This is a genomic window from Klebsiella sp. GG_Kp175, from assembly GCF_040062325.1.
GTDB classification, from domain to species: domain Bacteria; phylum Pseudomonadota; class Gammaproteobacteria; order Enterobacterales; family Enterobacteriaceae; genus Klebsiella; species Klebsiella quasipneumoniae.
Map to the genome: position 1 here is coordinate 36,313 of NZ_JBEAFX010000011.1, position 23,912 is coordinate 60,224.

Below are 23,912 nucleotides of genomic sequence, written 5' to 3' on the forward strand. Positions count from 1 at the left end.
CTGTCCTAAAGTTGTTCATTTCAAGGCCCGCGCTGCGGGCCTTTATATTATCCGCTAAAGGAGGCGTAAACGGTCTCCCGGCGATCAGAGAAATCGATATGCTATCCTGTAAACAGGGCCTGTGAGGCTGTGTTCCTTCTAAAAGTCGGCGAGGTGTCAGAATGATGGACCAAATCGATAAAGACGCACAAAATACCCATGAATTGACCGCTCGGGTGGCCCGGGCGCTTATTGCGAGAGGCTGGCGACTGACCACGGCGGAATCCTGCACCGGTGGCAATCTGGCGGCGGCGCTCTGTGCTCAGGCTGATACCGCGGCCTTTTATGATACCGGCGTGGTTACCTTCAGCGATGAAGCCAAGCGCAACGTGCTCCAGGTCCGCGCGGAAACCCTGGCGGTACATAGCGCTGTCAGCGAAGCGTGCGTTCAGGAAATGTCGACCGGTATTTTGTCGTTAGCCGGAGCCGATATCGCCATCGCCATCAGCGGCTATGCGGGGCCGGAAGGAGGGGAGGATGGAACTCCCGCCGGGACGGTATGGTTTGCATGGAGCTTTCGCGGCCAGATCGAAACCCAACGGATGCGCTTTACCGGTGACTGCGAGGCAGTGGTGGCACAAGCGGTGCGCTTCGCCATGGCGGCGCTGGGCGAAAAACTCGCCCACTGGCAGTGACGCTACCGGACGCTGCGCCCTTACAGATCCGCAGCCTGGCGCTCTACCGGCCAGAAAATCTCCCCGATGCCATTCAGACAAGGCCGGGAAAACAGGAAGCCCTGAAACAGGCGAATGCCAACCGACTGTAGCCAACACCACTCCTCCAGGGTTTCAACGCCTTCCGCCACGACCGTGATGCCTAAATCCTCGCAGCAGCGGACGACCGAGGCGACAATCGCCTGCTTGGTGCCGCTGATATGAATGTTGCGCACCAGCTCTGCGTCCACTTTAATTTTGTCAGGCTGAAAGCGGGTCAGTAACGACAGGCCGGAGTAACCCGCGCCAAAGTCATCGATGGCCAGCTTCATGCCCGCGACGCGCAGCGCTTTGAGCACCTTGCGGAACTGGTCGAAGCAGGTGATCACCTCCGTTTCGGTGACCTCTATCAGCACCTGGTCCGGCCTGAGGCCGGCCGCCAGCAGGCTGTTCATCAGCCAGCCGACGGCGTCAGGATGGTTATACAGCGAACCGGGCAGCAGGTTAATGGCCAGTTGGTGTTTGCCAAGCGGTAGCTGACCTGCGAGAGAGAAGGCATATGCTTTGCTCTCGAGGTCGAAACGGTAACGATCCTCCGCCGGGATGGCGGCAAACATCTCCACAGGGGATCCGCCGGTAGGGCTGCGGATCAGCGCTTCAAAGGAGGAGATTCGCTTTTTCGCTGGTTCGACGATAGCCTGCAAGGCAAACTGGCAGGGTTGATCGGGCAGATGACGCGGCGTGGCTGTGCCCGCGGCGGCCTTCATCGTCCAGCGAGAAGGCTGCAACGGCTCGGGGAGACAATAGCGCCCACCGTTAGCGATAAAGGCGTTAATCAGTCGGAACATCCGGTCGTTGATTGGCTCGGTGACCCCGAACGAGCTAATGCGCAGGATCTCCTCCAACGCGCCATCGTTATCGTAAAGACGGAGATCCAACATGCGCATCCCGGTGCCGCGAAAGCGACGGTAGGCCGAATAGTCGCGCATCAGCTCAACCACATCGCGATGGCGCGGATCGCTCTGTATTTCGTGGAATAACGACTCCAGACTCTCTTCGCTCCCTTCCAGCACCTGGAAGAACTGCAGGCCGTTAAACAACAGAATGCCGGTGATGCCAAGGGGCGTATTTTTCCCGCAGGCGCGATGAATTAAAGCGTCGAGATCGGTGAGCGGGCGGTCAGGATCAACCTGGCTGCGATAAATCAGGGTGGTTAGCATTAGTCATTCCGGTCGCTGCAGCAAAGCTGCGATGGCCTGTACAGCGCATGTTGAGAAAAGTATGGCCTGCCCCCCAAATAGGGAGTCTGTGTTTGGTGCCCTTTAACTAACCGTGATGTCCGCACGCAGAACGTGAGTTTCACTTGGTGACTACCTTCACTCTACAGGGAATCTAAAGTTTAGCTATCTTTTTCGCATGCTCAATGCAAAAAAGGGCAAACAGACCGATCGCCCTTTTTGAAATATTGGCTCAGCGTATTAACTAGCCGGTTAATACTCGTCACCAGGAATTATCTTACCATTCTATTTCACGCTCTCAAAAAGCGATGCTGGTCTTGCCTCGATAAAATAGAATGCATAATATCAGTCCAGGTTAAATTTCTTTTTTTAGGTCTGCTATGAGTGACTTGTTTATTATTTTATGCCTGATTCTCTGTCCCGTTATTTCTTTGTGGAGTGGTGTTTCTTACATTCGGGAAAGACGCAAAAGACGCTACGTCTTCCGTTCCAGAAGATAATCTGCAGAGGTAATACAATGGCGATTGTATTAACGTCTTGCGAGTAGTTTTACGAGGTTGTTAAATTGCTGGCGGCTGTTTAAATTGAACTTGCACATAATATTCTTTTTATGCGAATGAATTGTTTTATGGCTAATTTTAAGCGCCGCGGCGACTTCATGCGGACTTAATCCAATACTGAATGCGTAAATGACTTTGGTTTGCGCATCGCTGACCGTCTTGCAGGCGCAATTGATGCAACGCCGCAGGCGATTGAAGGATGGGTCATGATGAGGTGGCAGGGAGCGCTGAATCGCGCTGGCTATCTCATCTTTAAGAAGCTGAACGGGAGCGTGGGGAGGCATAAACACCGCCTGCCGCAGACAGTTGGGTAAACCCTCTTCGGCGGTAGCTTGTTCATTATCCTGAAAAATAAAAAGCGTGTATTGCTCTGGGGCATGCTGAAACAGGTCATGACACAGGTACCATTCTCCCGCCACCATTTCCGTGAAGATCACATTAGCTTGCGCCATCCCATCCGCGTTCCATTGTTGAGAAAACTGATACTCTGATCCCCCGTAGGTCTTCATCGCTTCATCCACCAGTTCCGCAATAGCAACCCGCAAATAGTGATTTTTTATATTGATCAAAAAATTCGTCATATAACTTCCCTGTTGGGTATTAAAAAAGGTGTCAGAATAAATTAAAGAATATAATGGTGAGGTGCAGACGTTTTTTAGCCGGGGTAATCTAAGGGATGTTTTTCATTAATGCAATATCTGCCTGAAAAAGTGAGATATCGGTGTATTGGTATGCGAAAGTTCCTAATAAACAAAATGTTAAGGATATATCGATCAGCGTTTTAAGCGTTTTGATGATTTTTTATTTTTGCGATGCATAAAAAGCTTAGTGATAGCCAGTATCTGTTGTTAGAATTAGCGGAGGACAAGATTACAGGAAGTATGTAGTGCTTATGAAGCAGAAACTCTATTTAAAAATGTTGGCGTGGCTGGAGGATAATATCTACTGTAACCCGGCGATCGATGACCTGGCACAGTATATGGGCTATTCGCGTCGGTTTGTGTACGAGGTGTTTTATCAATACGGCCGGTTACCCATCGGGCAGTATATTCGCCTGCGGCGCTTGACCATCGCAGCGGTCAGTCTGCGCTTAACGCGGCAACCGATCGCCGCTATAGCCTGGCAGTTAAGTTACGATTCGCCGCAGACCTTTTCCCGCGAGTTTAAGAAACGGTTCTCGCTTTCGCCACGGGAATACCGATGCGCAGCGCACTGGGATACGGCAAAACTGTTAAAAAAATTCTCCCCTGATGATGAACGTCTGCCATTGGCGCGGATCTGTTCCCTGCCGGAGCGGGTCTATTATGGCTACCCGATGAAGTATGAACTGCGCCTGTCGGATATGGTGCTGCAACGCACCGCCAAGACGGCTATCAGACAAAAGGTTGACCGTTTTTTTACCGCCGGAGAAGGCTCGCTTTCCATACTCTCTGATTACGCCGCGGCGCGTCAAAATGAGCTTAACGTCGAGATTAACGCCTTTGTTGGTTGTCATGAGACGCGAAAGCCATCGTCCACGTTGACCGCCCGGTCGGGACTCTATGTCGGAGTTGATTTCTACGGCAGCTGGTCACGCTATGCCCGTTTGTCCAGCGATCTCTATCTGGATCTGCTGCCAACGCTGGGGGTAAGCCGTCGCGACGGGTATGACATAGAATGTTTCATGGCACGCCATACGGAAGGCGGAGATACAGAAGAGAGGTGCTATCACGTACGCTATTTTATACCGGTGACGCTGAAAGCGGCGGCTCAGCAGCCGGGCAGCGATAATGAGTCAGTCCCCGCGAGGGGGACCCAATAAGGTGGCCGGAGCCACCCAAATAAACTTCACAGTAAAAACCACAGCAGCCAGGTAATGAGGAAGCCCGTCACCCCCATGATGGTTGTCAGTACGGTCCATGTTTTGAGTCCGTCCGGCACCGAGAGCCCCAGATAGCGCGTGACCACCCAAAATCCGGCATCGTTGACGTGTGACAATCCGAGTGAGCCGAAGCAGGTCGCCAGCGTCACCAGCACCAGCTGGAGCGGCTCCAGCCCGGCAACCGCCTGTGACAGCAGGCCGGAGGTGGTGAGGATCGCCACGGTGGCCGAGCCCTGCGAGGCCCGAAGCACCAGCGACAGCAGGAAAGCGGCGGGCATCAGCGGCAGATGAATCGTCTCCAGCGCCTCGGCTAAGGCATTGCCGATGCCGGAGGCGACCAGCACCCCGCCAAAGGCGCCGCCGGCGCCGGCGACAAGGATAACGTCCGCCGAGGAGGGGATCGCGCTGCCGGTCACTTCTCCCAGCTTTTTCAGGTTCATACCCCGCCGGATGCCCAGCGTCCAGCTGGCCAGCCCCAGGGAGATCAGCAGGGCGACGGGCGGGGTGCCAATGACGGTCATCAGCTGGCGAATCGCGTTTTCCGGCAGCAGCAAGGCCTGACAGAGCGTTCCGGAAACAATCAGCACGATGGGCACCACGATCAGCCCGCCGATAACCAGCGCATTCGGCGGCGCCAGTCGGGTCTGCTGCGCGTTGACGGAGAGGTCGGGCACCTCGGCTGTTTGCTGCTGTTCCAGCACGTTAATCGACAGATGATAATGGCGCTGATTGATCGACCGGGCGACAAAATAACCCACGATACCCACCACGACCGATACCCCAATCCCCGCCAGCATCAGCCAGCCGACATCGCTATGCAGAATACCTGCCGCGGCCGCCGCGCCAGGGTGGGTTGGCAATGCCACGTGGACGGTTAACATCACTCCGGCCATTGGCAGGCCAAACTTCAACGGCGACATATGAGCGACTTTACTGAAGTCGTAAATTAACGGAATGATGATAATAAAGCCGACTTCAAAGAAGACTGGGGTGCCGAGAATAAAAGCGACGATGGTTAAGGCGGCAATCGTCCGTTTAGAACCCAGCACGCCGGTCAGCGTTTTCGCCAGCGATTCGGCGCCGCCGGATATTTCAATGAGCACCCCCAGCATTGATCCCAAAATAATAATGCTGGCGATATGGCCGAGCAGGCCGCCCATCCCTTTTTCAATGGTGGTAATGATTTTATCCGCCGGAATGCCGGTGGCGAACGCCACCAGCAGGCTGACGATCAGGAGCGCCACAAAAGGATGCGCTTTAGCTTTGATCACCAGCAGGAGCAACAGCACTACGCTGGCTAACGCAATAAGTAACAGCGCCGATGTCGACATAGTTTTGCCTCGGGTATTAACAGGTATACAGAGAGTTATATTTTTAGAACCGCGCTTTATTTTTTCCGGTAGGGCGAAAACCATTCCAGTCCGGAAAGGGTATCCGCCCTGGGGATATATTCGCAGCCGATCCAACCGTCATAGCCCGCTTTATCCAGTAACGCATAGATCCATGAATAATTAATCTCGCCCTCGTCCGGTTCATGGCGGTCGGGCAGGGAGGCTATCTGAATATGGCGGTACTGACCGGCATACTCTGTAATAAGATGGCTTAAATTACCGTCCACTTTCTGCGCATGAAACAGATCTAACTGCACCGCGATGTTTGGCCGGTCGACCCGCTTCGCTATCTCCAGCGTCTGATATTGGCTGTGGTAGAGATAGCCCGGTTTGGTCTGCGGATTCAGGGCTTCAATGAGCACTCGCTTGTCGTGGCGGGCAAAGCACTCGGCGGCGTAGCGCAGGTTATCGAAAAGCTCGGCCTCGCAGGCCGCGCGATCCATCCCCGGCGGCACCACGCCGGCCATGATATGCACCTGCGGACAATCCAGCTGGCGGGCATACTCCAGCGCCAGCTCAATATCACGCCGGGCCTCGGCGCTCCTGCCCGGCAGGGCGGCGAGACCCCACTCCCCGGCATTAACGTCGCCGGGCGGGGTATTAAACAGCACCAGCTGCAGCTGGTTTTCCTGCAGGCGCTGTTTAATTTCCCCGGCGGCATACTCATAGGGGAACAGAAACTCCACGGCTTCGAAACCGGCGCCGGCGGCGGCGGCAAAGCGGTCCAGGAACGGCAGCTCGGTAAACAGCATGGATAAATTTGCAGCGAATTTTTGCATGGTTTTATCTCAGTTCATCCACTTCGTCAGCGGTCAGGTAACGGATATCGCGATTGCCGAGGGTAAACATCAGCCGCGCGGTCTCTTCCAGCTCTTCGGTATTGTTGGTGGCTTCGCGCAGCGATGAGCCGGTGACCACCGGACCATGGTTGGCCAGTAAAAAGGCGTTATAGCGCGGCGCCAGCCCGGCCAGCGCCTCGGCAATGCGGTCGTCACCCGGTCGGTAGTAGGGAACCACCGGGACGTCGCCGACCCGCATCACCACGTAGGGAGTAAAGGGGCGAATACAATTGTGCGGATCGAGCCCCTGCAGGCAGGAGAGCGCGGTCAAATAGTGGCTATGCAAGTGGACGATCGCCTTGCAGGCCGGGTTATGCAAATAGACCGCCCGGTGAAAAGCGACCTCTTTCGACGGTTTGTCGCCGGCGAGCCATTCGCCTTGCAGGGTGACCACCGACAACCGCTGCGCCTGCAGCTCGCCCAGGCAGGAGCCGGTCGGCGTCGCCAGCAGGTTGCCGTCCGGCAGCAGCAGCGACAGATTGCCGGCGGAGCCGGTGGCATAACCGCGGTTAAACAACGAGGCGCCAATTTGCACCATCTCATCTCGCAGCTGTTGCTCAGTCATGACAAAACTCCTGCTGGGCACGGGCAAAGAACGAGATATCGCCGAAATTCCCTGACTTCAGCGCCAGGGAGAGCGGCTGGCGGGTGTCACGCACCCAGGGAACCCCAGGGGAGATCGTCGGCCCGATATGGAACGCCTCTACCCCCAGCGTCTGCGCCACGATGCTCGACGTTTCCCCTCCAGCCACAATAAAGCGGGTGAATCCTTTCGCTTTCAGCGCGGCGGCGAGGGCGGCGAACAACTGTTCCACCCTTTCGCTGCTGGCCTTGTCGCCATACTGCGCCTGGATCCGCTGCAGCGTTTGCGGCTCGGTGGTGGCATAGACCATCGGCGCCAGCGGCGCATCGCGGTTTGCGTCCACCCAGGCTGCCAGCGTCCCGACATAGCCTTCGAGATCGGTAAAGCAGGCGTTTAAGTCAACGGCGCGGGCGGGAGCCTGTTCACGATAGGCCGCCACCTGGCTGTTGGTCATCAGCGAACAGGAGCCCGAGAGCACCACCGCCGGGCCGGGCAGCGGCATGCCCGCCAGGGATCCTTCACCCTGGGTTCCGTGGCGCTGCGCCCAGTCGCGGGCGAGGCCGATGGCGAGACCAGAGCCGCCGGAGACCAGCTTCATCTCCCGCAGCGCCGCCCCCTGGGTCAGCAAATGCTGTTCACTAAGGGCATCGAGCACCACATAGCGCACCGCCGGATCGCTGATGGCCGCCAGCGCGGCAGCGACCGCTTCCGGCCCCTGATCGACAATCGGCCAGGCTATCAGCGCCGCTTTACCGCCGCCCTGGCGTTCGATTAAGCGGCCGAGGTGGGCATCCTCCATTGGCGTCACCGGATGGTGGCGCATCCCGGACTCATTGAGCAACTGCTGGCCGACAAACAGATACCCCTGATAGACCGTGCGGCCGTTCACCGGCAGCGCCGGTGATATCACCGTCCGCGTCTCGCCCAGCTCTGCCAGCAGCGCATCCAGTACCGGGCCAATGTTACCCTGCGCGGTGCTGTCGAAAGTGGAACAATACTTAAAATAAAATTGCTGACAGCCCCGGGCTTGCAGCCAGCGCAGGGCCGCCAGGGACTGGCTGACGGCGGTTTCCACCGGGCAGGATCGCGTTTTCAGACTGATCACCACCGCTTCACTGGTCAACGGCAGTTCGTGGGGCGGTACGCCGTTTAGCTGCACGGTCGGCATGCCGTTGCGCACGAGGAAGCTGGCAATATCCGTGGCGCCGGTAAAGTCATCGGCAATGACACCAAGCTGCATCTTGTCTCTCCTCACTGTTTATGGCCCGGCAGGGTAATGCCGTTGAAAATCTTGATCACCGCGCTGTCATCTTCCCGGCCGAATCCGGCGTTGCTGGCGGAGGTGAACATATTCAGCGCGGTGGTCGCGAGCGGCAGCGGGAAGGTCAGCGCCCGGGCGGTGTCATTCACCAGACCGAGATCTTTGACAAAAATATCGACGGCGGATTTTGGCGAGTAATCGCCATCCAGGACGTGCTGCATACGATTCTCAAACATCCACGAATTACCCGCCGCGTGGGTCACCACGTCGTACATCGTCTCCAGCGGGATGCCGGCGCGGGCGGCGAGGGCCATCGCTTCGGCGGCGACGGCTATATGCACCCCGGCCAGCAGCTGATGGATGATTTTCACCGTTGAGCCGAGGCCAATGTCGCTCCCAATGCGGTAGACTTTGCCGGCCACCGCATCCAGCACTGGCGCGAGGCGGGCAAAGGCGGCATCGCTCCCGGAGGCCATTACCGTCATGTCGCCGGCGGCCGCTTTCACTGCGCCGCCCGATACCGGCGCGTCGAGCATCAAGAGCTGGTATTCTGCCAGCGCTACGGCTATCGCCTGGGCATCGGCGGCGGCGATGGTTGACGACACCATCACCGCGGTGCCCGGCTTCAGATGGGCGGCGAGGCCGCTCTCGCCGAACAGGATCCCCCGCACCTGGGCGGCATTGACCACCAGCAGTACGACCGCATCCAGCTCAGCGGCGAAAGGCACCGCGCTGGAGCCTGCGCCCTGGGCGCCCGCCTCCAGCAGCGCGCGGCAGTTGTCGGGGTTGATGTCCACCCCCCAGGTGTTCAGGCCCGCCTGCAGGCAGGCGCGGGCGGCGCCCATGCCCATCGAACCCAGTCCAATCACGCAGACGTTAGTGTGTGCAGTCATGACGGTCTCCTTGTGAATATTCGTTAATTAATGTTATTTAATGATAGAGTAAAGCGTTATCATGTGAATTTATGTGAGAGTTAGCACGAATAACCCACATGAATATAAAAAATTCACAGGCGGAAAGTGGCTGCGCGACGGCGATTCTTGCCCTAAAATAGCGTAAAAACAGCGGTCAAGCGCGATAACAGTACAGGGTATCGTCAGGCTCCCGGCGTGAGTGGTGTGGTCTGGTGTGAAAAAATGGTAAGGGGAGAGCGGTGATTCCAATTGAACGTCATCAGCGTATTTTAGCCCTGGTGGAGCAGCGTGGGGCGGTAAGCATTAATGAGCTGACGGAGATCCTCGGCGTGTCCCATATGACTATCCGTCGGGACGTCAGTAAGCTGGAAGAACAGGGGCTGCTGGTCAGCGTCTCGGGCGGCGTGCGCGCCGTCAGCCGGCTGGCCGCAGAGCCCAGTCATCTGGTGAAAAGCACCCTGCAGAGTGAAGAGAAGCAGGCCATCGGCGCGCTGGCGGCCAGTCTCATTGCCAAAAACAGCTGCATCTATCTTGATGCCGGCACCACCACTCTGGCGCTGGCGCGGGCCATCCTCGACCGGGACGACCTGCAGGTGGTCACCAATGATTTTGAGATAACCCAGCTGCTGATAGATGCCAGCCAGTGCGGGGTGATCCACACCGGCGGCACCCTGTGCCGGGAGAACCGCTCCTGCGTCGGCGAGTCGGCGGCGCGCACCTTGCGCCACCTGGCTATCGATACGGCCTTTATCTCCGCCAGCGGCTGGGACAGCCGCGGAATTTTCACCCCTGATGAGAACAAAGTCACCGTCAAGGAGACCGTCAGCCAGGTTAGCGCCAGAAGCATCCTGCTGTGCGACAGTTCGAAATACAATCAGGTGGCCACGTTTATGGCGTTGCCCTTGACTCGCTTGACCACCATCATTACCGACCGGCATCTCTCCGATGCCGCCGCCGCCCATATCACCCGGCACGCCTGCGAGGTGCTGCGCGCCGGGTAAGGCGCGCGGCCTTCGCCGGGCTAGCGCTGCCAGTGCTCGATCAGCGCCGCGCCTATCCCGGCGATCTGCTGGTTACGTTCGGCCATGGTCGCCGCGGTATCCCGCAGATAGATCACCACGATACGCTCCGCTTTGCCGTCCGGGCCGAGCAGGGCGACAATGCCGCGTGAGCCCCGCTCACCGGCCCCGGTTTTATCGGCGATAAACCAGCCCGCCGGCAGCACGGCGCGGATCAACGGGCCGGCCACCCGGTCGTCCACCATCCACTGCAGCAGCTGCTGCTGCGAACGGGCGCTCAGAGAGGGGGTGGTTAGCAACTTGCGCAGGGTGGTGGCCATGCTGGCCGGGGTGGTGGTGTCGCGCACGTCGCCGGGAAGCGCCTCATTGAGTTCCGTTTCCCAGCGGTCAAGGCGGGTGACGTTGTCACCGATGTGGCGCAGAAAAGCGGTCAATCCCGCGGGGCCGCCGACGCTCTTCAACAGCAGATTGCCGGCGCTGTTGTCGCTCATGGTGATGGCGGCGGCGCAGAGTTCGCCAACGGTCATCCCGTCGGCAAGGTGTTTTTCGCTGACGGGGGAGTAGTCCACCAGATCCTGCTGGCGGTAGTGGATCCGCCGATCCAGCTGTTCGTCGCCGGCATCCACCCGGGCCAGCACAGCGCCGCAGAGCAGCACTTTAAAGGTGCTCATCAGCGGAAAGCGCTCACTGGCGCGCCAGGCGGCCAGCATGCGGCCGCTGGCCAGATCCATTTCAACATAGCCCACCCGGCCCGCCAGCTGACTTTCGCTGATTTTAATCTGCTCAAGCGGCTGAGGGCTGGCGAATACCGCCAGTGGCAGGGCGGCAATCAGGGAGATAAGGCACAGGCGAACATAACGCATAACCGTAATACTTCCTTGTGTAAGAGCCGATAAAGGCGAGAAAAGGTGTGACGAATAAGAATAACCCGGTATTTTGCTGATTCACAATTCCTCTTTTTTCCTTCATCATTTGTCATCTTTTATTTCGAATAATCAATATTTAGCTCAGCCTAAGCACGCTATTTTTTGACTCAAGGCCGCAATGAACTATAAGAAAGTACTTAAGACCGCACGCTGGCTGGCGCCGCTGATTGCTGACGATACGCCCGCCGCGCTGCGCGGTTTGCCAATGATCTATGCCATCCCGGGAGGAACTGGTGCACCCGATAATTAAGGTCATGCTGGTGGGCGGTAAGGCGGATGGACTGCTGGTCAGCGTCGCCGACGATGCGACCGAGGTCTCGGTGACGCCTGCGCAATACGGTGCGCCGTCCGGGCAACCGCTCAGCTATCGTATCGTAAGTCAAACCATTGACGATGAACGCTATTTCTTTGGCGTCTTTAGTGACGCCCATCAGGATAGCGACAAGCTGACGCGGGTGGCGCTGACCCGCGGAATGAAAAAAATGTTCTGTTGAACCCGGGCGGAGTGAGGGGATGCGATAGTATCCATGCCGCGGCTTTGCTACTGTGGCAGCCTTCTCTCTCCGGGCCAGGACGCATCATGATTCAGTACATCCATATACAAAACTTTCGCTCAGTCAGGGATATCGAACTGGAGCTGGGGCCATTGAACATTGTCTTCGGTCCTAACGGCTGCGGCAAATCCAATATTTACAACGCCATCCATCTGTTGACCGCGGCTGCCGACGGCAGGCTGTCGGGGTTTATCAGCGCAGAGGGCGGCCTGGAAAATATGATGTGGTCCGGAGATCGTTCCCCCCTCGATCGCCATCCCCGCCGGCTGCAAATCGCCTGTCGGACGGAGAGCTTTGATTATGAACTGCAGGTAGGTTTCCCGGAAAAATTGCCCTATCCGACGCAGTTCATGCTCGATCCCATCGTCAAAGAAGAGCACATCTGGCTGGCAGGCTACTCCCGTCGGCCTTCCTCCCGCGTACTGCAGCGCAAGAATCAGGCGGCGTTCCTCGTCGATGTCACCGGGGAGAAAAGCACCTTCACCGAGAGTATTTATGAAAACGAGTCGGTGTTCGGTCAGCTTGGCGAGCCGCACCGTTTTCCCGAAGTGTCGCGGGTGCGGGAGACCCTGCGCCGCTGGCGGTTTTACCATGAGTTCGCCATTGGCCGCCACTCGCCGCTGCGCCAGCCGGCCGTGGGGTATCGTTCGCCGGTGCTCGACAGCGATGGCCATAATCTGGCCGCCGCCTTTCAGACCATTGTCGAGATTGGCGCGGAGGAGATGTTGCACGAGATCCTCGCCGACGCCTTTCCCGGCTGCCAGTTTTACTGTGAAAACGAGCACTCGCGTTTCGCCCTGAAAATGCGCCGGGAGGGGATCCGCCGGCCGCTGCTGGCGGCGGAGATGTCCGATGGCACGCTGCGCTTTCTCTGTCTCGCCGTCGCGCTGCTCAGCCCGCGCCCGCCGGCGTTTCTGGCGATCAATGAGCCGGAGAACAGCCTGCATCGCTACATGCTCCCGGCGCTGGCCCGGCTGATAATCGAGGCCTCCCGCTACAGCCAGATCTGGCTGACCAGCCACTCGGCTGAACTGGCGGAGCTTATCGCCGCTGGGGCGCCCTGTCAGCGCTATGCGCTGGAGAATAGCGGCGGAGAAACGCGCATTGTGGCGTAAACCCCGTCATCCCTGACGGGAGCGCCGGGATCAGGCGGGGGTCTGCGTCTCCGCTGCTGGCAGCAGGCTTTTGCCGCCGCGTAAGGTGATGAACGAGAGCAGGGTGAAGCTCAGGGTGATGCAGCCGAGGATCAGATAGGCCTGATGGAAGCCGACGGTGTCATACATCCGGCCCACCCAGGCGGAAAGGACCACCCCGGACAGCTGTTTCGACAGGTTAAAACCGATCAGGAACAGGGTGGCCGAGAGCCGCGGGTTAAAGGCGGAGGAGATATATTTAAAGGTCCCGACCAGCAGGAAGGGGATCTCAAACATATGCAGCATCTTGAGGATCACCACCTCTACCGCCGATGAGGCGAACGACGATCCGAGAATGCGCACTGACATGATCATCCCGGCGGTCAGCAGGGCGTTTTTGGCGCCGATGCGGTTAACGATGGCCGGGGCGCAGAACATAATTAGCGCGTTGAGCAGCTCGCCGCCGGTGGTGACGAAGCCAAACACTTCGGTACCGCGCTGCGGACTGGCGAAAAAGCTTTTGAAAAAGTTGGCGAACTGCTGATCAAACACGTCGTAGACGCTGGCGACTCCCACCACATAGACGATAAAGCCCCAGAAACGCGGCATACGTAACAACTCGGCCGCGGTGCGCAGCGAAAAGGCCTGGCGATTGGCTCCCAGCGCCTCAATAACCTGGGCGCTGTTGCTGCTTTCCGGGCGCGACAGCCAGAGCAGAAGACCTAGCACCAGCGCAAAGCCGGAGGCGATCCAGAAGGTAATATTGGGGTCGATGCCGAACAGCACGCCGGTTATCGAGGCGCACAGCGCCCAGCCGACGCAGCCAGCGACCCGCACTTTGCCATATTCAAAGCGGTTTGCCCGGCTGACGCGCTCGATATAGGCTTCCACGGCCCCGGAGCCGCTGGAGAAAACAATCCCCAGGTAGATCCCGCCCACCAGCGAACCGGCGATAATATTCATCTGCAACAGCGGGGAGAAAACGAAAATAAAGAACGGCGCGAACAGAATTAACAGTACCGTGATGGTCCACAGCAGATGTTTGCGCAGGCCAAGCTTATCCGACATCAGACCAAATACCGGCTGAAAAATAATCGCGAACAGCGAGATGGAGGAGAAGACGATCCCGGTTTCCGTTTTGGTTAAATGGTTAACGTCCGCCAGCCACACCGGAAAAAAAGGAAAATAGGCCGACATAATGAAATAGTAAAAGAAAAAGAACAGCAGGAAATAGAAAAAATTATGCCGTTCTCGCGGCGCCAGTTCAGAGAATTTCATCACCATGATCCCTTGTTATTCTGTTTGTAGGGTGGGGGCTGCCGCCCCCACGGATTAAAGGCAACGCAATGAGACCTCGTACTGCCAGCGCGTTTGGGTCAGGAGCCACTGCGGCAGCACGCTTGGGGTCCAGGAGTCATCGCCCCCCACTCCCATATGCAGGCCGTCGAGGGTGATCCACACCCCGTCTTCGGCCTGGATCTTGTGCCAGTGGTCGGTCTCCATTAGCTGACGGGTGCTCCATGGCTGAACGGAGAAGTGGAAATGGCCGCTGACGTGCCAGCGTCCCCAGTCCAGCGCCTGGGTATCACAGCGCAGGCCGTTTTCCGTCGGGAAGATGTAGGGCGTGCTCATCGCCGCCAGCGGCTGCTCCCAGCGGGCGAAGCAGGCGCTGCTCCGCCGGTCGGGGTAGTTCTCATGCGGTCCCAGCCCCAGCCAGCTCACCGGCGCCTGCTGATCCGCCACCTGGAAATGCAGTCCGACCCGCGGCAGCGGCGGCAGCGTTTCCGCGCGCTCGCCGTCCACCGTCAGCCGTACCGTTCCGTCCGCAGTAAAGCGCATGCGCCAGTGGCTGACAATCACCACCTCGTCGCCGCGCAGGTAGTGCCAGCGGCTGTCGACAAGGGTCTCATTCGCCAGGCGCTGGGCATCGCACTGCACGCAGCGCGCCTCAAGGTCGAACAGGCCGGCGCTTTTCCAGCGCTCCACCCAGGCGTTGGGATCGATGCGCTCCACTTCGCTGACCCCGATGTCATTGTCGAGCGGCGCGCGGATAAACTGATCCTGCAGGGGGGTCAGTAGCTGCTCCTGACCGGCAAGCGACCAGCCACTCAGCAAACCGGTCCGCCGATCGACGGTCCAGCACTGCGTGCCGGCGCGGATCTGCCAGGCCTCCTCGCTGACGACCAGATCCGGGGCGCCGGCAGGCACCGTGGGCGCCGGCAGCGCCAGCGGGGCGGGCAGGGGAAACTGCTGCCAGGCGACGCGATGGTCCGCCGGGGACCAGTCGGTCGCCCGGGGCTGGACCACCTCCAGCGTCAGCCACACCGCGCGGGCGCCTGGCGGTATAATCAGGTCATCAAGCAGCGTTATCTCGTCACTGCCCTCCGGGGGAAGCGCCAGCGTCAGGTTGCCGTGATACAGGGTTTCACCGGCCGCCTGCACCTGCCAGCGCAGCGCTTCGTTATCGCTCTGGCGGAACAGGTATTCGCTGGCGATGCGCACGCGCAGCGGCGAGGTCGACAGCAGGGCGAACTGGAAATACTGCTGGGCGTGCTTCGCCTCGATCAGCGACGGATGCGGCGTGCGATCGGGGAACACCAGGCCGTTCATACAGAACTGGCGATCGTTCGGCTTATCGCCAAAGTCGCCGCCGTAGGCCCAGCCGACGCTGCCGTCGTCAAAGGTTTTGCAGATCGCCTGGTCGGCCCAGTCCCAGATAAACCCGCCCTGCAGCCGCGGATACTCGCGGAAGGCCTGCCAGTAATCGGCGAAGTTGCCGAGACTGTTGCCCATCGCATGGGCGTACTCGCAGAGGATCAGCGGCCGCTGCTCGCCGGGCAGGCTGATCCATTTTTTGATCCCCCACTTCGGTACCGCCGGGATCGGCTGGTCGCGTTCGACGCGGGCGTACATCGGACAGATAATATCGGTAGCGGTGGTATCCGCGCCGCCGCCCTCGTACTGCACCGGACGGCTCGGGTCGTTGCGCTTCAGCCAGTGGTACAGCGCTTCATGGTTGCCGCCGCCGCCGGATTCGTTACCCAGCGACCAGATGATAATGCATGGATGGTTGCGGTTGCTCTGTACCATCCGGGTGACGCGGGCGCTGAAGGCTGGCAGCCACGCCGGATCGTCGGACAGCCGGTTCATCGGCACCATGCCGTGGGTTTCAATATTGGCTTCATCGACCACGTACAGACCGTAGCGGTTGCACAGCTCATACCAGCGCGGCGCGTTGGGGTAGTGTGAGCAGCGGACGGCGTTAAAGTTGTTCTGCTTCATCAACAGAATGTCCTGCACCATATCCGCCTCGCTGACCACCTGACCGCGCAAATGGTGGTGTTCATGGCGGTTAACGCCGCGGATCAGCAGCGGTTTGCCGTTAAGGCGCAGCAGACCGTCGGCGATCTCGATGCGGCGAAAACCGATATCCCACGCCTCGGCCTCCAGCAGTTCGTCGCCACGCCACAGGGTGACCACGGCGCGATAACAGTTCGGGGTTTCCGCGCTCCAGTGCGCCGGCGCCGCTACCGCCAGGGAGAAATCGACCCGTTCGGCATAGTGGCCGCGCTCATCCACCGCCGGGGTGCCTAACGGCTGACGATGGGCGGCGACAGGCTGCTCGCCGCGCCACAGGCTAACCCCGACGCAGAGCCCGGCAAGCGCCGCCTCTGTCGCTTCGACGGTCGCCTGAACCTGCAGAGCGCCGTCGCGGCAGAGGGCGTCAAGGGTCGGCGTCAGCTGCACGTCGCATAGCCGCTGGTGCGGCTTATTCAGCAGCCACACCGAGCGAAAAATACCGCTCATTCGCCACATATCCTGGTCTTCCAGCCAGCTGCCGGCGCTCCAGCGCATGACCATCACGCACAGGCGGTTGTCGCCCGGGCGCAGGAAGGGGCTGAGATCGAACGCCGCCGGCAGGCGGCTGTCCTGGGAGTAACCGACCCAGGCGCCGTTGCACCACAGATGAAACGCTGAGTTGACGCCGTCGAAAATAATCTGCGTCTGTCCGTCCGTGCGCCAGGCGTCATCGATCGCAACGTGCAGGGAGTAACAGCCGGTTGGGTTATCCTCCGGCACCCGCGGCGGGATGGTGTCGATGGGGTAGCGGACGTTGGTGTAGATCGGCGCGTCATAGCCCTCCATCTGCCAGTTGGAGGGCACGGGCGTCCCGCGGCTGCCTGGCAGGTCTTGCGTCAGCCACTGTGCATCGACGGCAAACGGGCTGCGGGCGTAAGCAAATTGCCATTCGCCGTCCAGCTGACGACGTCGAGGCGAAGGGCGATTATCGCGGGCGGCAAGCTCATCGCGCCAGCTGGCGAACGCGGGATGCGCTGGCAGGCGGTTGAGATGGGTAATGGTCTGGTTCTGCCAGTCTTCGCGGGCGAGGACGGCGTGGAAGTCAGGCGCGTGGCGGCGACTGGTATCGCTTATTGGCATAGTAATCCCCGGTAAGTCAGAAAATGTCGATCGCTAAACAGGATAAAGAACGTTATCGGATAATTTGTTTTGTCCAGCAACGACGGCGGAAATGAAATTAACAGACGATCACGAAAGCGAGGGTAAAGCGCTGTTTTTTGTCGCGCGTTAAACATAAAATGTTAGCGCACGACATTGTTATTGCTGAGGAGAAAAAATGCCGCGTCGTACCGCTACCCTGGAGGATGTCGCTCGCGCGACCGGGGTTTCCCAACAGACCGTCTCCCGGGTCCTGAACCGTCCTGAAGTGGTGTCAGCCCGCACCCGCGAGCAGGTAATCCGCGCGATGCAGGCGCTGCACTACGTACCTAACCGCTCGGCGCAGCTGCTCGCCGGCAAAGCAGCGCCCTCCATTGGGCTTATCACTGCCTCGCTGACCTTGCATGCTCCCTCGCAGATCGCCGCCGCGGTAAAGAGCCATGCCAGCCTGCACCAGCTGGAGGTGGCAATAGCGATGCCGGCGCAGGCCGACTTCGCCGCGCTGCAGGCCCGGCTGGACGAACTGCGCGCCCAGCATATTCGCGGAGTGATCGTTAGTCTGCCGCTGGAAAGCGCTACCGCCGAGCGACTGGTTAAAGAGAACCCGGATATGGCCTGCCTGTTTCTGGACGTCTCCCCGGAGGCCGATGTCTGCTGCGTGCGCTTCGATCATCGCGACGGCTGTGGGGCGTGCGTGCGCCATCTGTGGGAGCTGGGGCATCGCGAATTTGGCCTGCTGGCAGGGCCGGAAAGTTCGGTTTCCGCTCGTCTGCGTCTCGCCAGCTGGCGCGAGGCGCTGCACAGTCTGAATATCGCCCGTTCAACCACGGTGTTCGGTGACTGGAGCGCCGCCAGCGGCTGGCAGAAAACCTTTGAACTGCTGCACCTGCAGCCGCGGATCAGCGCCATTGTGGTGGCGAACGATCAGATGGCGCTCGGGGTACTCAGCGCGCTGGCCCAGCTCAATCGCAGCGGCAGCCAGGCGGTATCGGTGACCGGCTATGACGACACCGCCGACAGTCTCTACTTTCAGCCGCCGCTCACCACGGTGGCGCAGGACTTCGATCTGCTGGGCAAGCGGGCCGTGGAGCGGCTGATTGCTCTGATGGCGGCCCCGCAGCTGCGGATCCGCGAGCTGCTGCCGACCCGGCTCATCGTGCGCCAGTCGGCGTGGCCGCTCGCCGCCGCGGAGGACCGGCAGCAGACCCTGGCGCAGCTGAAAGCGTTGGTGGAGAAGCTCTAGCCGCAGGCCGTTGAGGATTTATTGAGGTTGACCATGCTAACCTCGGGATCAAACGTAGAGAGGTCAGGATCCTCTGCCTGCGAAAAATGCAAAATACAATCTATCCATGCAAGCATTGATTTACCGCCAGTCACATGGCGGTTTTTTTTTGCCTTCCTCCGTTTCCCGTTTTGTTCCGTTCGTTTTTTCGCCTGGCATCCCCATGCGGCGGCATGCTACATCTGTCTTTCGGGATAGATGCCGAACACAACGGGAGTCAAGGTCATGATGGTGATTGAGGGGAAAGAGGCGATTGGGCGGGTAGACTGGCGGCGGGTGAGGACCATCGTCGCCGAGGCCGGGCTGAATGAACGTGATGTTCAGCAGCTGGAGCAGGCGTTTCTCCATAGCACCTTCTGCTGGTTTGGCTATGAGCACGGTCAGCTGATTGCCGTGGCGCGGGCCATCAGCGACTGCACCTGGAGCAGCTATTTGTCGGATGTGGCGATCGTCCCCGACCGCCAGGGGCAGGGTTACGGACAACAGCTAATGCTGGCCATCCGGGAGCAGCTGCTGCCCTTCGGCAAAATCTTTATCTATGCGGTGGCCGATAAAATCCCATTCTATCAGCGCTTTGGTTTTGCCATGCTGACCACCGGGATGGTCTGCGCCAGCGAGGAGGCCATGCGCAACATGCAGGAGCAGGGCTATATCCGCCAGCCCTGAGCGCGGATACCGGGCAACGCCTGGCTTAAGCGGTTAAACCAGGCGCAGGCACCGTCAGAGGGGCCGTTCAAGCACAAACAGATACGCTTCCCGCGACCAGAACAAGGCGGTACGGCGTCGCTCCACCGACATGGTTTTTACCTCCCAGCCTTCGCGGGTATAGCTACTGAGAAACTGGCTCATTTTGTCAGGGTCGGCTTTGGCTTCGCCAAAAAACAGGCTGCCCAGCAGGCCCTCTTTATAGATCACTACCCGACACTCTTTCTTCATCATCGACCATCCTGGCGACCGGTTTACTGTGGCCGTCTATTGTCCGTGGCTGGGACGATTTTGCAATCGGAGAAGTTGCAAACTGTTTACGGTACTGCAGTGGGCTTAGCGCGAAGCGCTGGCGAAAATGGTGGCGCAGGGTGCCAGCGCTGACAAAGCCGCAGCGCTCAGCGATCTGGTCGATGCCCATCGTGCTCTCCGTCAGGTGCTGACGGGCGCGCAGCAGACGCTCCTCCAGCAGCCAGCGGGCGGGGGTTTTACCAGTGGCCTCTTCAAAGCGGCGCAAAAAGGTGCGCGTCCCCATGCCGGCGCGCTGTGCGAGGGAGGCGACGGTGTGGCTGGCGGCGAGATGCTGGTGCAGATAATCAAACAGCTGGCCAAGGCGCAGACTCTCCCGGCTGCGGGCCACCGGACGCAGGACTTGCTGCGCCTGACCGCCGTCGCGATGGGGAGAGACCACCAGGCGGCGGGCGACCACATTCGCTGCCTCGCTGCCGAAATCCTCGCGCACCAGATGCAGACAGAGGTCGATCCCCGCCGCGCTGCCGGCGGAGGTCATCAGCAAATCATCACCCACGTACAGGACATCCTCCACCACCTGGATCTGCGGAAAACGGGACTGCAGCGCGGCGGTGTAGCGCCAGTGGGTTGTCGCCTGGCGGCCATTGAGCAACCCGGCGGCGGCGAGAACGAACACCCCGGAACAGATGGAAATAATCCGGCACCCGCGGGCGTGAGCGGCGGCCAGGGCGGCGCACAGCGCCTCGGGGACCGGGGCGTCGATGCCGCGCCAGCCGGGGACCACGATGGTCTGCGCCTGGGCGAGAAGCTCAGGGCCGCCGTCGGTCATCAACCGGACTCCGCCGGTGGCTCTCAGAGGCCCTTCATCGACGGCGGCGACGGCGAACTGGTACCAGCGCTCGCCCATTTCCGGGCGCGGCAGGCCGAAGATCTCCACGGCCACGCCAAACTCAAACGTGCACAGGCCATCGTAGGCGAGGGCCACCACGCGGTGAGGTGACAGTGTCACCGAAGGGGTTGTCAGGATGTTAGCGTTTTCTGTCATGGTTGCCGGCAGATAAGGGTGATGGGCGTCAGTAAAGTAGTGTTATCACAGACAAGGAGAAGACACCATGAGTGTAGTAACCCAATTTACCCCCGCCACCTCCGCCGAGGCTATCCGCTGGTTCCGCCATAAGCTGCATCTCGAGACCGACTGCGCCGATGTGCACAGCGCCCAGCGTGCCGGCGAGGTCGACTTTGTCCTGCTGCACGTGGTCGGCAGCGAGGAGGCCTTCGCCAGGCGCCACCTGCCCGGCGCGCTGCATCTCCCGCACAGCCAGATCAGCGCCGAGAGAATGGCGGCCTGGCCGGCGGAGACCCTGTTTGTGGTCTATTGCGCCGGGCCGCACTGCAACGGTGCCGACGTTGCCGCGCTAAAGCTGGCCGAACTGGGGCGGCCGGTGAAAATGATGCTCGGCGGGATCACCGGCTGGGAAGATGAGGGCTATGCGTTTGTCGCCGGTAAATGAATATTTTTCATGTCCCATGAAATATTCTCGTTTGCGGCCCGCCGGCCTGCATGCCAGTATCTGGACATATAGCCATCCAGAAGTCTAAAAATTCAAATAATGAACTATCACGGTGGGCAACTAACGCGCCCACCGCTAAGGAGACAGCATGCAACGTCAACAGGCCCCGTTCCGCGCAGACATCGTCGGCAGTTTTTTGCGCCCGGACAGCATCAAACAGGCGCGTCAGCAGCTGGCTGAGGGGATTATCGACGCCGCTCAGCTACGCGAGATTGAGAATAACGCGATCCGTCATCTGGTTCAGCAGCAGTGCGACTGCGGCCTGCACGTGGTCACCGACGGCGAGTTTCGTCGCGCATGGTGGCATTTTGATTTCTTCGACGGCCTGCAAGGCGTTGAGCGTTACGATGCCGAGCAGGGGATCCAGTTCAACGGCGTGCAGACCAAAGCGCACGGCGTGCGCGTTACCGGCAAGCTGGCGTTTGGCGACCACCCAATGCTGGAGGATTTCCGCTATTTGAAAAGCATCAGCGGCGACGCGCAGCCTAAGATGACCATTCCCAGCCCGAGCGTGCTCCACTTCCGCGGCGGTCGGAAAGATATTGATGCCACCGTTTACCCGGATCTCAGCGACTACTTCGACGACCTGGCCACCACCTGGCGCGACGCGATCCGTGCGTTTTATGACGCCGGCTGCCGCTATCTGCAGCTGGACGATACCGTCTGGGCCTATCTCTGTTCCGATGCCCAGCGTCAGCAGGTGCGCGAGCGCGGCGACGATCCGGATGCGCTGGCGCGCATTTATGCCCGGGTGCTGAACCAGGCGCTGGAGGGCAAGCCGGCCGATCTGACGGTGGGCCTGCACGTCTGCCGGGGCAACTTCCGCTCAACCTGGATCTCGGAGGGCGGTTACGAGCCGGTGGCTGAGGTGCTGTTTGGCGGCGTCAATGTCGATGCCTTCTTCCTCGAGTATGACAACGACCGCTCCGGAGATTTCGCTCCGCTGCGCTTTATTCGTCCCGGCCATCAGCAGGTGGTCCTCGGGCTTATCACCACCAAAAACGGCGAGCTGGAGAACCCGCAGGGGGTAAAAGCGCGCCTCGCTGAGGCGGCGCAATATGTTCCGCTCGAGCAGATCTGCCTGAGTCCGCAGTGCGGTTTCGCCTCCACGGAAGAGGGTAACGCCCTCAGCGAAGACCAGCAGTGGCAAAAAGTCCGTCTGGTGACCGCCATCGCCGCCGACGTCTGGTAATTGCTTTCTTAGCGCAGCGTTGCACCGTGATGAGGCAACGCTGCCATCTCCTTCGCCTCCGCCGTCCGCCTGCGCCGCATCCCACTGTTCTCACAACCTGGCACCGTTTTTGCCTTATCACCTCTGGTTAGCTGTTAATTCTTTATTTTTGCGCTACTCAGGAGTGAATCATGCAACGAAGAACGTTATTAAAAGCTTTTGCACTCTCCGCCTCTGTTATGGCTATGGGTCTCTCCTTCCAGGCCTATGCCGCCGACACTATTAAAGTCGGGATCATGCATTCGCTCTCCGGGACGATGGCGATTTCCGAAACGCCGCTGAAGGACGTCGCCCTGATGGCCATCGACGACATCAACGCCAAAGGCGGGGTGTTGGGCAAGAAGCTGGAGCCGGTGGTGGTCGACCCGGCCTCCAACTGGCCGCTGTTCGCCGAGAAGGCACGCCAGCTGCTGGCCCAGGACAAGGTGGCGGTGGTGTTTGGCTGCTGGACCTCGGTCTCGCGTAAATCGGTCCTGCCGGTGTTTGAGGAGCTGAACGGCCTGCTGTTCTACCCGGTACAGTACGAAGGGGAAGAGATGTCCCCCAACGTCTTCTATACCGGCGCGGCGCCTAACCAGCAGGCCATCCCGGCGGTGGAATACCTGCTGAGCGAGGACGGCGGCGGCGCCAAACGCTTCTTCCTGCTGGGAACCGACTACGTTTATCCGCGCACCACCAACAAGATCCTTCGCGCCTTCCTGCATGCCAAAGGGATCCAGGACAAAGATATCGAAGAAGTGTACACCCCGTTCGGCTATAGCGATTACCAGACCATCGTCGCCAATATCAAAAAATTCTCCGCCGGCGGCAAAACGGCGGTGGTCTCTACCATCAACGGCGATTCCAACGTGCCGTTCTACAAAGAGCTGGCTAACCAGGGGCTGAAAGCGACCGATGTGCCGGTGGTGGCCTTCTCGGTGGGGGAAGAGGAGCTGCGCGGCATCGATACCAAACCGCTGGTCGGCAACCTCGCGGCATGGAACTACTTTGAGTCGGTCGATAACCCGACCAACAAAGCCTTTGTCGCCGATTATCGCGCTTACGCCAAAGCGCACAAGCTGCCGAATGCCGATACGGTGGTGACCAACGATCCGATGGAAGCGACCTGGGTGGGTCTGCATATGTGGGCGCAGGCGGTGACCAAAGCCGGCACCACCGACGTGGACAAAGTGCGCGACGCTATGGCCGGACAAACCTTCAAAGCGCCGTCCGGTTTCACCCTGACGATGGATGCCACCAACCACCATCTGCATAAGCCGGTGATGATTGGTGAAATTGAAGGCAACGGCCAGTTCAACGTGGTCTGGCAGACCGATGAGCCCGTCCGCGCGCAGCCGTGGAGCCCGTGGATCCCCGGTAATGATAAGAAACCTGACCATCCGGTGAAAACCGTCAGCCAGTAAGCGCCAGGGCCGACGGAGCGGGAACGTCGCGTCCGTCGG

General features: G+C 59.6%; 24 protein-coding genes. 12 read left to right on the plus strand and 12 right to left on the minus strand.

Going from position 1 to position 23,912, the window contains the following annotated elements; translation table 11 throughout:
- Positions 1 to 161: 161 nt before the first annotated feature.
- Positions 162 to 674: a 2-oxo-tetronate isomerase gene (locus tag ABLU73_RS15915; RefSeq protein WP_094334163.1), complete on the plus strand. Its 513-nt coding sequence runs from the start codon at positions 162 to 164 to the stop codon at positions 672 to 674.
- Between the two features lie 20 nt (positions 675 to 694).
- On the opposite strand, the gene ABLU73_RS15920 is transcribed toward ABLU73_RS15915, so the two are convergent.
- Positions 695 to 1,912 (minus strand): diguanylate phosphodiesterase, encoded by a 1,218-nt coding sequence (locus ABLU73_RS15920; RefSeq protein ID WP_060655777.1) that lies wholly within the window; start codon positions 1,910 to 1,912, stop codon positions 695 to 697.
- 398 nt (positions 1,913 to 2,310) lie between these two features.
- Between ABLU73_RS15920 and ABLU73_RS15925 the strand changes: the two genes are divergently transcribed.
- A complete protein-coding gene (locus ABLU73_RS15925; RefSeq protein ID WP_138100189.1) occupies positions 2,311 to 2,430 on the plus strand; it encodes a small membrane protein in 120 nt (39 codons plus the stop codon).
- Between the two features lie 29 nt (positions 2,431 to 2,459).
- Here ABLU73_RS15925 and kbvR read toward each other — a convergent pair whose 3' ends face one another.
- On the minus strand, positions 2,460 to 3,071 hold the full coding sequence (gene kbvR / locus ABLU73_RS15930; protein ID WP_004206009.1) for a LuxR family transcriptional regulator KbvR: 612 nt from the start codon (positions 3,069 to 3,071) through the stop codon (positions 2,460 to 2,462).
- A 311-nt stretch (positions 3,072 to 3,382) separates the two neighbouring features.
- Between kbvR and ABLU73_RS15935 the strand changes: the two genes are divergently transcribed.
- The gene (locus ABLU73_RS15935) at positions 3,383 to 4,291 is read left to right on the plus strand and encodes a helix-turn-helix domain-containing protein (RefSeq protein ID WP_048294827.1); all 909 of its coding nucleotides are present in this window, start codon (positions 3,383 to 3,385) and stop codon (positions 4,289 to 4,291) included.
- A 26-nt stretch (positions 4,292 to 4,317) separates the two neighbouring features.
- On the opposite strand, the gene ABLU73_RS15940 is transcribed toward ABLU73_RS15935, so the two are convergent.
- Genes ABLU73_RS15940 through ltnD form a run of 5 tightly spaced genes read right to left on the minus strand, consistent with a single transcriptional unit; the run spans position 4,318 to position 9,318 of the window.
- Positions 4,318 to 5,682: a GntP family transporter gene (locus ABLU73_RS15940; protein WP_348850281.1), complete on the minus strand. Its 1,365-nt coding sequence runs from the start codon at positions 5,680 to 5,682 to the stop codon at positions 4,318 to 4,320.
- Positions 5,683 to 5,738: 56 nt separating this feature from the next.
- Positions 5,739 to 6,521: an HPr family phosphocarrier protein gene (locus tag ABLU73_RS15945; protein WP_264924088.1), complete on the minus strand. Its 783-nt coding sequence runs from the start codon at positions 6,519 to 6,521 to the stop codon at positions 5,739 to 5,741.
- A gap of 4 nt (positions 6,522 to 6,525) precedes the next feature.
- Positions 6,526 to 7,146, minus strand: a complete 621-nt coding sequence (locus ABLU73_RS15950; protein WP_064190289.1) for an aldolase — start codon at positions 7,144 to 7,146, stop codon at positions 6,526 to 6,528.
- On the minus strand, positions 7,139 to 8,404 hold the full coding sequence (gene otnK / locus ABLU73_RS15955) for a 3-oxo-tetronate kinase (protein WP_048324111.1): 1,266 nt from the start codon (positions 8,402 to 8,404) through the stop codon (positions 7,139 to 7,141). The genes ABLU73_RS15950 and otnK overlap by 8 nt, the downstream gene beginning before the upstream one ends.
- Before the next feature lie 11 nt (positions 8,405 to 8,415).
- Entirely contained in the window at positions 8,416 to 9,318 is a 903-nt protein-coding gene (gene ltnD / locus ABLU73_RS15960) for an L-threonate dehydrogenase (RefSeq protein WP_130942339.1), read from the minus strand.
- Between the two features lie 260 nt (positions 9,319 to 9,578).
- On the opposite strand from ltnD, the gene ABLU73_RS15965 reads away from it, so the two are divergent.
- Positions 9,579 to 10,340, plus strand: a complete 762-nt coding sequence (locus tag ABLU73_RS15965; protein WP_348850284.1) for a DeoR/GlpR family DNA-binding transcription regulator — start codon at positions 9,579 to 9,581, stop codon at positions 10,338 to 10,340.
- 20 nt (positions 10,341 to 10,360) lie between these two features.
- On the opposite strand, the gene blaOKP is transcribed toward ABLU73_RS15965, so the two are convergent.
- Positions 10,361 to 11,221: an OKP family broad-spectrum class A beta-lactamase gene (gene blaOKP, locus ABLU73_RS15970; protein WP_264924087.1), complete on the minus strand. Its 861-nt coding sequence runs from the start codon at positions 11,219 to 11,221 to the stop codon at positions 10,361 to 10,363.
- Between the two features lie 181 nt (positions 11,222 to 11,402).
- Here blaOKP and ABLU73_RS15975 point away from each other — a divergent pair, with 181 nt between their 5' ends.
- The 3 genes from ABLU73_RS15975 to ABLU73_RS15985 all read left to right on the plus strand — a co-directional run bounded on the left by ABLU73_RS15975 (position 11,403) and on the right by ABLU73_RS15985 (position 12,953).
- Entirely contained in the window at positions 11,403 to 11,534 is a 132-nt protein-coding gene (locus ABLU73_RS15975; protein ID WP_023318188.1) for a hypothetical protein, read from the plus strand.
- Complete coding sequence (locus tag ABLU73_RS15980) at positions 11,518 to 11,778, plus strand: hypothetical protein (protein WP_004205993.1); 261 nt, start codon at positions 11,518 to 11,520, stop codon at positions 11,776 to 11,778. Before ABLU73_RS15975 ends, ABLU73_RS15980 begins: the two co-directional genes overlap by 17 nt.
- An 86-nt stretch (positions 11,779 to 11,864) precedes the next feature.
- Complete coding sequence (locus tag ABLU73_RS15985) at positions 11,865 to 12,953, plus strand: AAA family ATPase (RefSeq protein ID WP_264924086.1); 1,089 nt, start codon at positions 11,865 to 11,867, stop codon at positions 12,951 to 12,953.
- 30 nt (positions 12,954 to 12,983) lie between these two features.
- On the opposite strand, the gene ABLU73_RS15990 is transcribed toward ABLU73_RS15985, so the two are convergent.
- Together ABLU73_RS15990 and ABLU73_RS15995 are read right to left on the minus strand one after the other, a co-directional pair.
- Positions 12,984 to 14,249 carry an MFS transporter gene (locus ABLU73_RS15990; RefSeq protein WP_218811082.1) on the minus strand — a complete coding sequence of 422 codons (1,266 nt, stop codon included), beginning with the start codon at positions 14,247 to 14,249 and terminating at the stop codon, positions 12,984 to 12,986.
- Between the two features lie 54 nt (positions 14,250 to 14,303).
- Complete coding sequence (locus tag ABLU73_RS15995) at positions 14,304 to 17,411, minus strand: beta-galactosidase (protein WP_062913928.1); 3,108 nt, start codon at positions 17,409 to 17,411, stop codon at positions 14,304 to 14,306.
- A gap of 196 nt (positions 17,412 to 17,607) precedes the next feature.
- On the opposite strand from ABLU73_RS15995, the gene ABLU73_RS16000 reads away from it, so the two are divergent.
- Both ABLU73_RS16000 and ABLU73_RS16005 read left to right on the plus strand, forming a co-directional pair.
- Positions 17,608 to 18,672 carry a LacI family DNA-binding transcriptional regulator gene (locus ABLU73_RS16000; RefSeq protein WP_264924085.1) on the plus strand — a complete coding sequence of 355 codons (1,065 nt, stop codon included), beginning with the start codon at positions 17,608 to 17,610 and terminating at the stop codon, positions 18,670 to 18,672.
- Between the two features lie 264 nt (positions 18,673 to 18,936).
- Positions 18,937 to 19,377 (plus strand): GNAT family N-acetyltransferase, encoded by a 441-nt coding sequence (locus tag ABLU73_RS16005; RefSeq protein WP_004205986.1) that lies wholly within the window; start codon positions 18,937 to 18,939, stop codon positions 19,375 to 19,377.
- A gap of 54 nt (positions 19,378 to 19,431) precedes the next feature.
- Here the strand turns inward: ABLU73_RS16005 and ABLU73_RS16010 are convergent, their stop codons facing one another.
- Positions 19,432 to 19,647: a DUF4177 domain-containing protein gene (locus ABLU73_RS16010; RefSeq protein WP_004205985.1), complete on the minus strand. Its 216-nt coding sequence runs from the start codon at positions 19,645 to 19,647 to the stop codon at positions 19,432 to 19,434.
- Positions 19,616 to 20,713 (minus strand): transcriptional regulator FtrA, encoded by a 1,098-nt coding sequence (gene ftrA / locus ABLU73_RS16015; RefSeq protein ID WP_117246945.1) that lies wholly within the window; start codon positions 20,711 to 20,713, stop codon positions 19,616 to 19,618. The genes ABLU73_RS16010 and ftrA overlap by 32 nt, the downstream gene beginning before the upstream one ends.
- 67 nt (positions 20,714 to 20,780) lie before the next feature.
- Between ftrA and ABLU73_RS16020 the strand changes: the two genes are divergently transcribed.
- The 3 genes from ABLU73_RS16020 (at position 20,781) to urtA (ending at position 23,873) form a co-directional block, all read left to right on the plus strand.
- Positions 20,781 to 21,179, plus strand: a complete 399-nt coding sequence (locus ABLU73_RS16020) for a rhodanese-like domain-containing protein (protein ID WP_017900351.1) — start codon at positions 20,781 to 20,783, stop codon at positions 21,177 to 21,179.
- Between the two features lie 148 nt (positions 21,180 to 21,327).
- Complete coding sequence (locus ABLU73_RS16025) at positions 21,328 to 22,431, plus strand: cobalamin-independent methionine synthase II family protein (RefSeq protein ID WP_053810405.1); 1,104 nt, start codon at positions 21,328 to 21,330, stop codon at positions 22,429 to 22,431.
- Positions 22,432 to 22,601: 170 nt separating this feature from the next.
- Entirely contained in the window at positions 22,602 to 23,873 is a 1,272-nt protein-coding gene (gene urtA / locus ABLU73_RS16030; RefSeq protein WP_004205981.1) for an urea ABC transporter substrate-binding protein, read from the plus strand.
- Positions 23,874 to 23,912: the final 39 nt, after the last annotated feature.

Excerpts from the sequence above, each read along its gene's own strand:
- ABLU73_RS15915 (WP_094334163.1), top strand. The coding sequence starts at position 162 with ATGATGGACCAAATCGATAAAGACGCACAAAATACCCATGAATTGACC.
- ABLU73_RS15920 (WP_060655777.1), bottom strand. The coding sequence starts at position 1,912 with ATGCTAACCACCCTGATTTATCGCAGCCAGGTTGATCCTGACCGCCCG.
- ABLU73_RS15925 (WP_138100189.1), top strand. The coding sequence starts at position 2,311 with ATGAGTGACTTGTTTATTATTTTATGCCTGATTCTCTGTCCCGTTATT.
- kbvR (WP_004206009.1), bottom strand. The coding sequence starts at position 3,071 with ATGACGAATTTTTTGATCAATATAAAAAATCACTATTTGCGGGTTGCT.
- ABLU73_RS15935 (WP_048294827.1), top strand. The coding sequence starts at position 3,383 with ATGAAGCAGAAACTCTATTTAAAAATGTTGGCGTGGCTGGAGGATAAT.
- ABLU73_RS15940 (WP_348850281.1), bottom strand. The coding sequence starts at position 5,682 with ATGTCGACATCGGCGCTGTTACTTATTGCGTTAGCCAGCGTAGTGCTG.
- ABLU73_RS15945 (WP_264924088.1), bottom strand. The coding sequence starts at position 6,521 with ATGCAAAAATTCGCTGCAAATTTATCCATGCTGTTTACCGAGCTGCCG.
- ABLU73_RS15950 (WP_064190289.1), bottom strand. The coding sequence starts at position 7,146 with ATGACTGAGCAACAGCTGCGAGATGAGATGGTGCAAATTGGCGCCTCG.
- otnK (WP_048324111.1), bottom strand. The coding sequence starts at position 8,404 with ATGCAGCTTGGTGTCATTGCCGATGACTTTACCGGCGCCACGGATATT.
- ltnD (WP_130942339.1), bottom strand. The coding sequence starts at position 9,318 with ATGACTGCACACACTAACGTCTGCGTGATTGGACTGGGTTCGATGGGC.
- blaOKP (WP_264924087.1), bottom strand. The coding sequence starts at position 11,221 with ATGCGTTATGTTCGCCTGTGCCTTATCTCCCTGATTGCCGCCCTGCCA.
- ABLU73_RS15975 (WP_023318188.1), top strand. The coding sequence starts at position 11,403 with ATGAACTATAAGAAAGTACTTAAGACCGCACGCTGGCTGGCGCCGCTG.
- ABLU73_RS15985 (WP_264924086.1), top strand. The coding sequence starts at position 11,865 with ATGATTCAGTACATCCATATACAAAACTTTCGCTCAGTCAGGGATATC.
- ABLU73_RS15990 (WP_218811082.1), bottom strand. The coding sequence starts at position 14,249 with ATGAAATTCTCTGAACTGGCGCCGCGAGAACGGCATAATTTTTTCTAT.
- ABLU73_RS15995 (WP_062913928.1), bottom strand. The coding sequence starts at position 17,411 with ATGCCAATAAGCGATACCAGTCGCCGCCACGCGCCTGACTTCCACGCC.
- ABLU73_RS16000 (WP_264924085.1), top strand. The coding sequence starts at position 17,608 with ATGCCGCGTCGTACCGCTACCCTGGAGGATGTCGCTCGCGCGACCGGG.
- ABLU73_RS16005 (WP_004205986.1), top strand. The coding sequence starts at position 18,937 with ATGATGGTGATTGAGGGGAAAGAGGCGATTGGGCGGGTAGACTGGCGG.
- ABLU73_RS16010 (WP_004205985.1), bottom strand. The coding sequence starts at position 19,647 with ATGAAGAAAGAGTGTCGGGTAGTGATCTATAAAGAGGGCCTGCTGGGC.
- ftrA (WP_117246945.1), bottom strand. The coding sequence starts at position 20,713 with ATGACAGAAAACGCTAACATCCTGACAACCCCTTCGGTGACACTGTCA.
- ABLU73_RS16020 (WP_017900351.1), top strand. The coding sequence starts at position 20,781 with ATGAGTGTAGTAACCCAATTTACCCCCGCCACCTCCGCCGAGGCTATC.
- ABLU73_RS16025 (WP_053810405.1), top strand. The coding sequence starts at position 21,328 with ATGCAACGTCAACAGGCCCCGTTCCGCGCAGACATCGTCGGCAGTTTT.
- urtA (WP_004205981.1), top strand. The coding sequence starts at position 22,602 with ATGCAACGAAGAACGTTATTAAAAGCTTTTGCACTCTCCGCCTCTGTT.